The organism is Aureimonas sp. D3 (genome assembly GCF_001463805.1).
Classification (GTDB): domain Bacteria; phylum Pseudomonadota; class Alphaproteobacteria; order Rhizobiales; family Rhizobiaceae; genus Aureimonas; species Aureimonas ureilytica_A.
In genome coordinates this window covers 82,689-94,078 of the sequence record NZ_BBWM01000010.1, presented here as the reverse complement: position 1 = coordinate 94,078, position 11,390 = coordinate 82,689, and the positions used below count along the sequence as shown (strand labels likewise).

Sequence of the window (11,390 nt, the reverse complement as noted above, 5' to 3'; positions counted from 1 at the left end):
CCGCCATCAGGGATTGTCTCAGGCGTCAGTGCCCCTGCTTCTGGCACTCGTCCAGAACCATCTGGATTTCGTTCGGGTCGGCCTGGATTTCGCTCTCCAGCCCCGCCTCGACGCGGCTCATCGCCTCGCGATAGCGCTCGCATTGGCCGACGCGGGCGAGGTCGGCCGCGCTGTCGGGCGTGAACCAGCGATAGGCATAATAGCCGCTGCCGGCGACGAGCACGGCCAGAACGAGGACGAGGGACAGGCGGCGCGACATGGCGGACTCCCGGCAAGAGGGGCGCTCCACCCGCTTGGGGATGCGAGGGGAACGGGCCGCGCAGATGCCGCCTCTTCGCTTGCCCGAAGCTTGGCAACCCGTTTTCCGACCGTTCGAGGGAACGGTGCGCGCTTCGAGGGCTTGTCTCCAAGAGAAGCTTATCAGGAGACGGATATGTCCAACACAGACCGACCCCATCTCGACGACGCCTCCACCGGCGGCGGCATCGGCGATATCGGACCCCAGCCGGTCGATCCCTCGTCGGAGAACCCAGGCCAAGGCGTGCCCGATGTAACGCCCGACCGGAGCGTCGATCGCGGTGGAGCCGGGATGACGCGCGATCAGGACCCCACGCCGTCGGGCGAGGACCCGGACGATGAGGCGGACGACACGCTCGGCACCACGGTCTGACGGAACAGGCTCGCGCCGCTGGTCCGCGAAGGCCGCAAGCGCGTCCCGCAGATCAGCTTGAAAATGAACAAAACATGGTGCGGGCGGTCGGGGTCGAACCGACACTCCTTGCGGAACCGGATTTTGAGTCCGGCGCGTCTACCAATTCCACCACGCCCGCACAAAGGCCATGGATGCCGAGGAGACAGGCTCACCCGACCGGCCGCTAGGCTATAGCCCAAGTCCGAGCGGTTTGTCACTCTCCTTTGCGTTGACGAAGCGTAAAAGCCTGGGACCAACGGATCGGGCGCCTCGTGAATTGCGGGCAGGCTAGGGAGGGACTATGAGGGCGGCGGAAGGGGCCGCGCCCCCGCACTTTATCGAGGCGAGCCATGTCCGGTTCCAGCGACGCCCCATTCTTCCTGCACCGGCCCGCCGGCTTTCGCCAGAGCGTCAGCGCCGCGCTGGTTGGGCTCGGCATGGCGGCGACGGTCGGCGGCGCGCTCCTGTTCCAGCATGTCGGCGGCTATATGCCCTGCGCGCTCTGCCTGGAGCAGCGCACGCCCCATTATATCGGCATTCCGCTGGCGATTCTCGCCTTCGCCGCTTCGCGCCTGCGCGCGCCGGCCATCCTGACGCGCGGCCTGCTTCTCGTTGTCGGCGGGCTGATGCTGTGGAGCCTCGCGCTCGGCGTCTATCATGCGGGCGTCGAATGGAGCTTCTGGGCGGGGCCGACCGATTGCGCGGCGGCCGGCAGCATGAACCTGTCGGGCGATCTGCTCCAATCGCTGGATGCGGTGCATCCGCCCTCCTGCTCGGAGGCGGCCCTGCGCATTTTCGGCCTGTCGCTGGCCGGCTGGAACGCGATCCTCTCCGCAGTTCTCGCCGCGATCGCGCTTCGCGGCGCCTTCGCGCCGGGCGACCGCTTTCAGGCGCACTGACGGCGCGTTCGCTCAGAATCGGGGACAGAACCCTGCGGCGGATGACCGGCGATAGATTCCCCTTGCCGGCGAGGCGGCGTCCGGACGAGCGAGACCCGCGGCCCGCCCAAGGGGCGCGAGACGACGCATCACCAACGGCGCCCATTTGCACGAAGCCCCTGTGGGCCGAACCGTAGGGTTCTGTCCCTGATTCTTATTCCGGGTCGAGTTCCGAATCCCAATAGAGATAGTCGAGCCAGCTTTCATGCAGGAAGTTCGGCGGGAACAGCCTGCCATTGTTGTGCAGATCGTGCACGGTCGGCTGATAGGGCGGCTGGTGCGGGTGCATCCCGGCGTCCTTCGGCATGAGTCCGCCCTTCTTGAGATTGCAGGGCGAACAGGCGGTTATGACATTCTCCCACGTTGTCAGGCCGCCGCGCGAGCGCGGGATGACGTGGTCGAAGGTCAGATCATGCGGCGAGCCGCAATACTGGCACTGAAAGCGATCGCGCAGGAAGACGTTGAAGCGCGTGAAAGCCGGGTGACGGGTTGGTTTGACATAGGTCTTCAGGCACACGACCGACGGAAGCCGCATGGAGAAGGTCGGCGAATGGACCGCGCGATCGTACTCCGCCAGAATCGTCACGCGGTCGAGGAATACAGCCTTGATGGCGTCCTGCCACGACCAAAGCGACAGCGGATAATAACTCAGCGGTCTGAAGTCCGCGTTCAACACGAGCGCGGGAGACAAGTTGGACGGCACTGCGATCGTCAAGGATGCTCTCCTTCACGCAAGGCAGCGGTTTCGCAAGAACGGGAGCCGGCCGTGCGAACCGTATGCTCATGCTCGTTTCAAATGCGTCTGCACTATCGTGCTCCAACATGTCGTCTTTGTGAAGCCTTGGAAGGGGTTAGCCGGCATCATGGTTCACATCGGGCGGGTTTTCCCGAGCGATGGGCGGTGCGGCGGGCGCAGCATCCCGCCGCGTGATGGCGGCATAATAGCTCCAGAACAGCCTCGCGGCCGTGGCGCGATGCGGCGACCAGCGCTGGGCGAACTGGGCCAGCGGCTTCTCCTTGGGCCGTTCGGCCAGGTTCAGCGCGTGGCCGACCGCAACCTGAAGGGCCAGATCGCCGGCCGGAAAGACATCCGGGTGGCCCAGGGCGAACAGGAGATGGCACTCCGCCGTCCAGCGGCCGATTCCGTGAATCGCCACCATCTCGGCGATGGCGCTGTCCGCGTCGAGCCGCTCCAGCCGGTCGAAGTCGAGCGCGCCGGTCGTGACGGCCTCAGCGATGGCGCGCAGCGTGCGCATCTTGGGACGCGACAGGCCGCCCCGACGCAGCGCCTCGTCCGACGCGCCTAGAAGCGCCGCCGCGTCGTCGAGATCCACCTCGCCCGCCAACCGCGCGAAGATCGCGTCCGCGCTCGCCCGCGACACCTGCTGGGCGACGATCGTGCCGACCAGCCCACGCAGGCCGCCGACCGTGCGCCGCAGCGGCACGGGGCCGGCGCGCGCCACGACCGGGGCGAGACGCGGATCGGCCCGAACCAGAGCGTCCAGTGCCGCTTCGATGTCGGCAAGCGTGTGGATCATGCCGGCTCCCTTGTGCCTCTGTTCGTCATCGGTTCTAGAATGGGCTCATGAGCCTGTCGCCCGCCCAACGCGTCTTTCGTTTCGCGCCGAGCCCCAACGGGCGTCTTCACCTGGGGCACGCCTATTCGGCCTGTCTCAACCACGACATGGCACGTGAGGTAGGTGGGCAGTTCCTGCTGCGCCTGGAAGACATCGACCTCGCTCGTTGTACGCCGGAACTGGAAGCCAGCCTCCTGTCCGACCTCGTATGGCTGGGGCTGACACCGGACGCGCCGCCGCGCCGGCAATCCGAGCATTTCGCCGACTACGAGGCGGCGATTGCCGCGCTGCGGGACGCCGGGCTCGTCTATCCCGCCTTCATGACGCGGGGCGAGGTGAAGGGCTTTGCCGCGCTCCATGAGGAGCGGGAATGCCAAGCCTGGCCGCGTGACCCGGACGGCGCGCCGATCTATCCCGGCCTCGACCGCGACCTGACGCCCACCGAGCGCCGCGCACGCATACGCGATGGCGCGCCCTTTGCCTGGCGGCTCGACATGGCGGCGGCGCTGGCGCGGCTCGAAGGGCCGCTGAGCTTTATAGAAACCGGAAATGGAAGCGAAGACGAGGTTCTGGCCGAGCCAGCGCTTTGGGGCGACGTGGTTCTGGCGCGCAAGGACCTGCCGACGAGCTATCATCTGGCCGTGACACTGGATGACGCGCTTCAGGGCGTCACCGATGTCGTGCGCGGCTGCGATCTCCTGCCGTCCACGTCGGTTCATCGCCTGCTTCAGGCACTGCTCGGCCTGCCCGTGCCGCGCTATCACCATCACGCGCTGATTCTGGGTGAGGACGGGCGCAAGCTTTCCAAAAGTGATGGGGCGGCCAGCGTGCGCGCGCTGGGCGAGGCCGGGATGACGCCCGCCTATATCAGGCGCATGGTCGGGCTCTAAGCGCTCAGGCACCCGTCATGAAGGCGATCCAGGCCGTCAGGGTCAGGGCCGAGACCACGGTGGTGACGACGATGACAGTGGCCGATAGACCCTCGGCGGTCTTGAAATAGGTCGCGAAGAGATAGGCGTTCACCCCGGTCGGCGAGGCCGCGGCCACCACGGCGACGGCCAGCCAGAGCGGCGGCAGAATCAGCGAGCCGACGAGAAACACCACGAGCGGCTGGATCAGGAGCGAGAGCGCCGTGATGACGCTGGGCGCTCGCAGCGCCCCCCGGATGGGATAGCGCGGCAACGAGAAGCCGACCGCGAACAGCGCGACCGGCCCGGCAATGCCGCCCAGCACCTTCAACACTTCCGCGACGGGGCCGGTCAGCGGCAGGTCGGTCAGCCGCCAGAGCGCGCCGAGCGCGAGGCCATAGACCAGCGCGTTGCGGGACAGGTTGCGCCCGACCTGTGCCAGCGTGCGCCGCGCGGAGGGGGCGGGCACCGGCCCTTTCGTCAATCCGGCCCGCGCGTCGGCCACGGCCGCCCGCTCCAGCAGCAGCGTGGAGGCCGTCATCATCACCGGCAGATGGATGGAGATGATAAGGGCGAGCACGTCGAGACCTTCGCGCCCGAAGGCCCGCTCGGCCACGGGAATGCCTACGAAGATGAGGTTGGAGAAGGAGGCCGAGACACCTCCGATCACCGCGCCGCGCCGATCGACGCCCGCGAGCTTGCGCGCGATCACCATGCCCAAGCCGAAGCTCACGAGAACGCCGGCGAAGTAACTCGCCCAAAGCAAGAGCGGATTGGCCTGCCCGAACTCGGCGGTGGCGAGCGTGCGAAACATCAGCGCCGGCACGGCAACGAGAAACACGAACTGCGTCAGCACCTCGCCTGTCGTGTCGGGCAGGAGCTTCAGCTTGGCGACTAGCGCGCCGAGGGCGATCAGAATGAAGATCGGCGCGACGATCGACAGGACGAGACTCATCGGGGCATCCGGGACGCGAGCAGGAACGCGCTGTCCTTAGCAACGCGAGGGCGAACTGGCGACAGATCAGGCGCGGTGCCGTCCGCTTTGACCAAGTGAAGCCTCGAATGCGGGCGAGGGCTCGCGGCCGAACGAGAATATGTCCGCTGAGGCGACGCATGCCGGGGGAGTCTGTGCGGATAGCGTCATCAATCTTCATGGTCCAAGCCTGCCGAGGCCTCGGCCCGGACGCTTCGCAAGGCTCCGCCTCCTCTTTCCAGTCGCGGGGGAGGCAGGCGGATTTGCCTTTCTCGCCAATTCCCGACCTGCTATCGCCCAAGCCGGGACTGTCTTGGACCAAGGACAGGTCTTGTATCCGCTCACCCAAGCGAGGCCGGAAAAACGCTTGTCCGATCGAGAGGCGGCGTTGGGCGATCCGGCACGGCGGGCGATGTCGCCCGATCCTTCGGATGCGCCATGCAGGACATGTTCACATTCCACCGCGCCGTCCTGTTCGATGCGGGAGCGCGAGACCTGACATGAGTGGCCTGACCCAGCGGCTTCTGCCGGCCTTCCCCGTTCTGTTCGTGCTGCTCTGGTCCACCGGTTTTGTGGGTGCGCGATACGCCATGCCCCATGCCGAACCCTTCACCTTTCTGGCCCTGCGCTTCGCGCTGGCCATTCTGCTGCTGCTGCCGGTGGCGCTTTATCTCCTGCGCAGGCGGGGCGTTCCCCTGCGCCCTCTCGGCCATGCCGCCTTTGCCGGCAGCCTGATCCATGGCGTCTATCTCGGTGGCGTGTTCTTTGCCGTGCGCCACGGGCTTCCGGCCGGCATCACGGCGCTCGTTGCCGGGCTCCAGCCCTTCTTCACCGCGCTGATCGCCCGCGCGGCCCTGGGCGAGCGTCTGACGCGCCGCCATCAGACGGGGCTCGCCATCGGCCTTGTCGGCGTGTTCCTCGTCGTCGCCCCCAAGCTGGGAACGGGCGCGGCCTTCGGGCCGGCGACGCTCGTTCCCGCGCTGATCGGCGTCGTCGCCATCGCGCTCGGCACGGTCTGGCAGAAGCGGTTCGTCACCGGACTGGACCTGCGCGTCGGGGCCTGCGCGCAATATGTCGGCGCGCTCGTGCCGGTGGCGCTCGCCGCGTTCCTGTTCGAGACGATGCGGGTGGATTGGACGCTGGAACTCGTGCTCTCGCTCGCCTGGCTGACGCTCGCCCTGTCGATCGGCGCGGTCATGCTGCTGCTCGTCCTGATCCGCAACGGCTCGGTCTCGAGCGTCGCCTCGCTGTTCTATCTCGTGCCCTCGGTGACGGCGCTCATGGCGTTCGTCCTGTTCGGGGAACGGCTGACACTGGTCCAGCTTCTGGGAATGCTCGTGGCGGCTGCCGGCGTGTGGCTCGCGACACGAACCTCCGCGCGGCGGCGGGAATAGGCGGGACGCGAGGTCGCGCCCATTGGCGCTCGCGCCAGCCCGTCGCAGCGCCTATATCTGCGACACGCTCCTCCGCTCGGCAAAGGCCGCCCCCATGTCCAGTGTCCTGTCCTTCGTCGCTCTTGCTTTCATGGTCGCCGTCGCCGTGGTTCTGCTCATGGGGCTTCGCAACATGATGGTGGGCGGGCCGGGCAACACGTCGCAGAAGCTGATGCGAATGCGCGTCATGCTGCAGGCCATCGCAGTCGCGGTCATCGTGGCGGTGATTTACTTCGCGCGTTAGCGCTCATTGCCGAGCCTTTCGGCCCCCTTGCCCTAGTTTGCGTCTTTCGCGACAAACGGCGGCGGACGACGGGGAACGGGCGGTCATGGTACGGCTGAACAAGATCTATACGCGCACGGGCGACGACGGCACCACCGGGCTCGGCAATGGCGAGCGACGCTCCAAGGCGGATGCGCGGGTCGAGAGCTACGGCACGGTGGACGAACTCAACGCCGTGCTTGGGCTCGCCCGGTTGCACGCGACGGGTGAGGTGGATTCGCTTCTGGCGCGCATTCAGAACGACCTCTTCGATCTCGGCGCCGATCTGGCGACCCCCGAAACCGGCGAGCCCCTGCCGTTTCAGCGCTTGTCGATCATTCAGCCGCAGGTGGACGCGCTGGAGCGCGAGATCGACCGGCTGAACGTCGCACTCGAGCCGCTTCGCTCCTTCGTTCTGCCGGCGGGAACGCCCCTTGCGGCCCATCTCCATCTCGCGCGCACCGTGGCGCGCCGCGCCGAACGGCTGATGGTGGCGCTAGGCGAGGTCGGCGGCGAGCGCGTGTCCTCGGCCGCGATCCGCTATGTGAACCGCCTCTCGGACCTTCTTTTCGTCATGGCGCGCCATGCCAATGACAAGGGCCGGGGCGACGTTCTCTGGGTGCCGGGCGCGAACCGCTGACGTTTGAGCCGTCGTTTGAAAATTTTGACGTGAACGTAAAAGTCATCTAGTTTGGTTCGCGGGCGCGACTTCGACTTGAAGCGATGGTCGGTGCTTCATAAGAAAGAGCCAGGGAACACGGATCGTCCGACTCAGGGGGCTGCTCCAGGGCCGGCTGTGAGGAAAGAACGGCATGAAGATTCTTGTCTGCGTGAAGCGTGTGGTGGACTACAACGTGAAGATCCGCGTGAAGGCGGACGGCACGGGTGTCGAGCTCGCCAACGTGAAGATGAGCATGAACCCGTTCGACGAGATCGCCGTGGAAGAAGCGGTTCGCCTGAAGGAGAAGGGCAGGGCGGCCGAGATCGTCGCCGTCTCGATCGGCCCCGCGCAGGCGGCCGACACGATCCGCACCGCGCTCGCCATGGGCGCCGACCGGGGCATCCTGGTGAAGGCCGAGGGCACGGTCGAGCCGCTGGCGGTGGCCAAGATTCTGAAAGGCGTGGTCGAGGCGGAACAGCCCGATCTCGTGATCCTCGGCAAGCAGGCGATCGACGACGACTGCAACCAGACGGGCCAGATGCTCGCCGGCCTGCTCGGCTGGGCGCAAGGCACCTTCGCCTCCAAGCTCGAGATCGCGGACGGTCAGGCCAGCGTGACGCGTGAGGTCGATGGCGGCTTGCAGACCGTCGGGCTGACTTTGCCCGCGATCGTCACCACCGATCTTCGTCTCAACGAGCCGCGCTATGCGAGCTTGCCCAATATCATGAAGGCCAAGAAGAAGCCGCTGGAAGAAAAGAGCGCCGCCGATTTCGGCGTCGACACCACGCCCCGGCTGGAAGTCCTGAAGACCGCCGAGCCCAAGGGGCGTCAGGCCGGCGTCAAGCTCGGCTCGGTGGACGAGCTGGTCTCCGCTCTCAAGGGCGCCGGGCTGGTCTGATCCGACCCGCTTCCGCCGCTGCTTCTCTTGGATTTCGAGGTTCGTTCCATGACTACGCTTCTGATCGCCGAACACGACAACGCGCATCTTTCGGGCGAGACCGCCAAGGCGCTGACGGCCGCAAGCCAACTCGGCGCTGACGTCCATCTCCTCGTGGCCGGTGAGGGCTGCGCGCCGGTGGCCGAGGCCGCCGCCAAGCTATCGGGCGTCGCCAAGGTGCTTCTGGCCGATGCCGCGCTCTATGGCCATGCGCTGGCCGAGCCGCTGGCGGCGCTGATCGTGCAGCTGGCTCCCGCCTATGGCGCCGTCGTCGCCCCGGCGACGGCTTCCGCCAAGAACGTTCTGCCCCGCGCCGCCGCGCTTCTCGACGTGATGCAGGTGTCGGATGTGATCGCGGTTCATGGCGCGGACACGTTCGAGCGCCCGATTTATGCCGGCAATGCGGTGGAGACGGTGCGCTCCAAGGACGCCGTCAAGCTTCTGACCATTCGCACCAGCGCCTTCGCGGCGGCGGGCGAGGAGGGCTCGGCCGCTATCGAAAACGTTTCAGGGGCGAGCGATCCGGCCGTGTCGCGCTTCGTCGGCCAGGAGGTCGCCCATTCCGAGCGGCCCGAGTTGTCGGGCGCCAAGATCGTGGTGTCGGGCGGCCGCGCGCTGGGCTCCAAGGAGAAGTTCGAGGAGGTCATGCTGCCGCTGGCCGACAAGCTCGGCGCGGCCGTGGGCGCCAGCCGCGCGGCGGTGGACGCCGGCTATGCCCCGAACGACTGGCAGGTCGGCCAGACCGGCAAGGTCGTGGCGCCCGATCTTTATGTCGCGGCCGGGATCTCGGGCGCGATCCAGCATCTCGCCGGCATGAAGGATTCCAAGGTCATCGTCGCCATCAACAAGGACGAGGACGCGCCGATCTTCCAGGTCGCCGACTACGGCCTCGTCGGCGATATCTTCACGCTGGTGCCTGAACTGACCGGCAAGCTCTGATCCGTCTTACCGAAAAAGGTCGCTGCCATGAGCGAAGTGCGAACCGTCGGCGTCATCGGCGCGGGTCAGATGGGAACGGGGATCGCGCAGGTCTGCGCGCTCGCCGGGTTCGACGTCGTGCTTTACGATGTCAGCTTCGAGCAGGCGCGCCAAGGCGTCGCCAAGGTGCAGGCGGGGCTGGACCGGCAAGTGGCGGGCGAGAAGATCGCCGCCACCGAGCGCGACGAAGCGCTGGCCCGGCTGAAGGCCGCCGATGGGGTGAACGATCTCGCCCCCTGCGATCTCGTGATCGAGGCGGCGACCGAGAAGGAAGAGATCAAGCGGCGCATCTTCGCGCAGGTCTGCCCGGTGCTGCGGCCGGACGCGATTCTGGCCTCCAACACCTCCTCCATCTCGATCACGCGGCTGGCGGCCGGCACCGACCGGCCCGAGCGCTTCCTCGGCATTCATTTCATGAATCCCGTGCCGGTGATGAAGCTGGTGGAACTCGTGCGCGGCATTGCCACCGATGATGCGGTGTTCGAGGCGTCCAAGGCCGTCGTGCAGAAGCTCGACAAGACGATCATCGTGTCGGAGGATTTTCCCGGCTTCATCGTCAATCGCATCCTGATCCCGATGATCAACGAGGCGATCTACACGCTGCACGAGGGCATCGGCTCGGTGGAATCGATCGACGCCTCCATGCGGCTGGGCGCCAACCATCCGATGGGCCCGTTCCAGCTCGCCGACTTCATCGGCCTGGATACCTGCCTGTCGATCATGCAGGTGCTGCATGACGGGCTGGCCGACTCCAAATATCGCCCATGCCCGCTTCTGGTGAAATATGTCGAGGCCGGCTGGCTCGGCCGAAAGACCAAGCGCGGCTTCTACGACTATCGCGGCGAAACGCCGGTGCCCACACGCTAGCGCCTATGGATAGGCAGGAGCGAGGTTGAGAGCGCGGAGCGAAACCACGCGCGCTTCGCTCCGCAGGTCCGGTCCACTCTTGCCGCCAGTCACTCCCGCGCACCGGCTCTAAGGCCGCCTCAACCTTCCCGATTCTTCATCCAAGGTGACGATGAGGGAAACTCCGCACAACCCCGAAATACGACTCAGCGGTGCGCTCCGATGGCGACGCGCCGTGTGCCAATCCTGCCGACCGTGCCTGCCGCGTCGGGGCCGGTGAGTCCGAGATAGTCTGTGTTGAAGGTCTCACCATAGCGGGCGGCTCCCGATGTCGTCCCCGCAAAACGCTTGGCCAGCGACGTCAGCCAGAGCGACATCCCCTCGTCGGAGGCGATGGTCGCGACATTCGGTCCGATATTGGCAATGGCCGCACCCTGATCGGCGCTGGCAATGAAGGCTTTCATGGATCCGTTGGGAAGCCACATTTCGCTGTAGATCGATGCGTAGATGTTCGTGGCGGCCGAATCCGGGATCTTCACTTTCTCGACGCTGCCGGGGATCTGCGCGGCCGCTTCCGCCTTCGCGAAATCCTGGGTAACGGATACTGCCGTCTGTCCAACCTGTTTGCGGGCATCGCTCGCCTGATGGAATGGATTGACGAGAAAGCCGCAATCCGTCGCGCCACGACACCACAGGAAATCCCGCATCTGCGCAATACGATTGCGGGTCGGGCTGTTGCGGAAGAAGCCGTAGCAGGCCGCGAAAACGAGATCGTTATAGATCGCGGGCACTGTCTGCGTTCTCCCCGCCTTGGCCCATTCGCGCCACTTGGGGCCCTTCGCTAAGGCTTCCAGAATGAAGGCGCGACGAACGATCTTGTTCTCCGGGTTGAAGAAGGACCTTTCGAATTCGAGACGGGTCATCGGCATGGCGATGTTCTCCTGACGGAACTCGCTGAGCGCTAACAGCCGCGTCGTTGTTGCGACAATATCCCGACTGCCGATGGAAGGGCAAAAGGCGGTTTTCGAGACGCACGGACAAGAAATACCCTGGAACTCCAGCCGCGCGGACAGTCCCGCATGTCGGAGCTTCGCCCCGCTAGAGCACTTCCCTCGAACATAGGTTCGCCTGATGTGCTCTGGCACTTTCTTCTCGCATTGTCCGCGAGCGAAAGCCGATCCAGCTT

Annotated in this window: 14 protein-coding genes and 1 tRNA gene; 9 read left to right on the top strand and 6 right to left on the bottom strand. The window is 66.1% G+C overall.

Annotated elements, in window-relative coordinates:
- Nucleotides 1-25 precede the first annotated feature (25 nt).
- On the bottom strand, nt 26-259 hold the full coding sequence (locus tag AUL36_RS03905; RefSeq protein WP_058602631.1) for a hypothetical protein: 234 nt from the start codon (nt 257-259) through the stop codon (nt 26-28).
- Nucleotides 260-433: 174 nt separating this feature from the next.
- Here AUL36_RS03905 and AUL36_RS03900 point away from each other — a divergent pair, with 174 nt between their 5' ends.
- Nucleotides 434-670, top strand: a complete 237-nt coding sequence (locus AUL36_RS03900; protein WP_062218268.1) for a hypothetical protein — start codon at nt 434-436, stop codon at nt 668-670.
- A 75-nt stretch (nt 671-745) separates the two neighbouring features.
- Here AUL36_RS03900 and AUL36_RS03895 read toward each other — a convergent pair.
- Nucleotides 746-830 (bottom strand) — tRNA-Leu (locus AUL36_RS03895).
- A 211-nt stretch (nt 831-1,041) separates the two neighbouring features.
- On the opposite strand from AUL36_RS03895, the gene AUL36_RS03890 reads away from it, so the two are divergent.
- Nucleotides 1,042-1,590: a disulfide bond formation protein B gene (locus AUL36_RS03890; RefSeq protein WP_062218265.1), complete on the top strand. Its 549-nt coding sequence runs from the start codon at nt 1,042-1,044 to the stop codon at nt 1,588-1,590.
- Between the two features lie 193 nt (nt 1,591-1,783).
- On the opposite strand, the gene AUL36_RS03885 is transcribed toward AUL36_RS03890, so the two are convergent.
- Nucleotides 1,784-2,344 carry an HNH endonuclease gene (locus AUL36_RS03885; RefSeq protein WP_058602598.1) on the bottom strand — a complete coding sequence of 187 codons (561 nt, stop codon included), beginning with the start codon at nt 2,342-2,344 and terminating at the stop codon, nt 1,784-1,786.
- A gap of 136 nt (nt 2,345-2,480) precedes the next feature.
- Nucleotides 2,481-3,167 (bottom strand): DNA-3-methyladenine glycosylase family protein, encoded by a 687-nt coding sequence (locus AUL36_RS03880; protein ID WP_062218263.1) that lies wholly within the window; start codon nt 3,165-3,167, stop codon nt 2,481-2,483.
- Nucleotides 3,168-3,214: 47 nt separating this feature from the next.
- Here AUL36_RS03880 and gluQRS point away from each other — a divergent pair, with 47 nt between their 5' ends.
- Entirely contained in the window at nt 3,215-4,096 is an 882-nt protein-coding gene (gene gluQRS / locus AUL36_RS03875; RefSeq protein ID WP_062218260.1) for a tRNA glutamyl-Q(34) synthetase GluQRS, read from the top strand.
- Between the two features lie 4 nt (nt 4,097-4,100).
- Here gluQRS and AUL36_RS03870 read toward each other — a convergent pair whose 3' ends face one another.
- Nucleotides 4,101-5,069: an AEC family transporter gene (locus AUL36_RS03870; RefSeq protein ID WP_062218258.1), complete on the bottom strand. Its 969-nt coding sequence runs from the start codon at nt 5,067-5,069 to the stop codon at nt 4,101-4,103.
- Between the two features lie 518 nt (nt 5,070-5,587).
- Here AUL36_RS03870 and AUL36_RS03865 point away from each other — a divergent pair.
- From AUL36_RS03865 to AUL36_RS03840, 6 genes are all read left to right on the top strand, one after another.
- The gene (locus AUL36_RS03865; protein WP_058634828.1) at nt 5,588-6,481 is read left to right on the top strand and encodes a DMT family transporter; all 894 of its coding nucleotides are present in this window, start codon (nt 5,588-5,590) and stop codon (nt 6,479-6,481) included.
- A gap of 94 nt (nt 6,482-6,575) precedes the next feature.
- A complete protein-coding gene (locus AUL36_RS03860; RefSeq protein ID WP_058598597.1) occupies nt 6,576-6,764 on the top strand; it encodes a twin transmembrane helix small protein in 189 nt (62 codons plus the stop codon).
- A gap of 85 nt (nt 6,765-6,849) precedes the next feature.
- Complete coding sequence (locus AUL36_RS03855) at nt 6,850-7,422, top strand: cob(I)yrinic acid a,c-diamide adenosyltransferase (protein ID WP_062218254.1); 573 nt, start codon at nt 6,850-6,852, stop codon at nt 7,420-7,422.
- Nucleotides 7,423-7,594: 172 nt separating this feature from the next.
- Nucleotides 7,595-8,341, top strand: coding sequence for an electron transfer flavoprotein subunit beta/FixA family protein (locus tag AUL36_RS03850; RefSeq protein ID WP_062218252.1), 747 nt, complete (start codon nt 7,595-7,597; stop codon nt 8,339-8,341).
- 48 nt (nt 8,342-8,389) lie between these two features.
- Nucleotides 8,390-9,319 carry an electron transfer flavoprotein subunit alpha/FixB family protein gene (locus tag AUL36_RS03845; protein WP_062218249.1) on the top strand — a complete coding sequence of 310 codons (930 nt, stop codon included), beginning with the start codon at nt 8,390-8,392 and terminating at the stop codon, nt 9,317-9,319.
- A gap of 27 nt (nt 9,320-9,346) precedes the next feature.
- Nucleotides 9,347-10,225 carry a 3-hydroxybutyryl-CoA dehydrogenase gene (locus tag AUL36_RS03840; RefSeq protein WP_058598601.1) on the top strand — a complete coding sequence of 293 codons (879 nt, stop codon included), beginning with the start codon at nt 9,347-9,349 and terminating at the stop codon, nt 10,223-10,225.
- A 185-nt stretch (nt 10,226-10,410) separates the two neighbouring features.
- On the opposite strand, the gene AUL36_RS03835 is transcribed toward AUL36_RS03840, so the two are convergent.
- Nucleotides 10,411-11,349 (bottom strand): hypothetical protein, encoded by a 939-nt coding sequence (locus tag AUL36_RS03835; RefSeq protein ID WP_156418250.1) that lies wholly within the window; start codon nt 11,347-11,349, stop codon nt 10,411-10,413.
- Nucleotides 11,350-11,390: the final 41 nt, after the last annotated feature.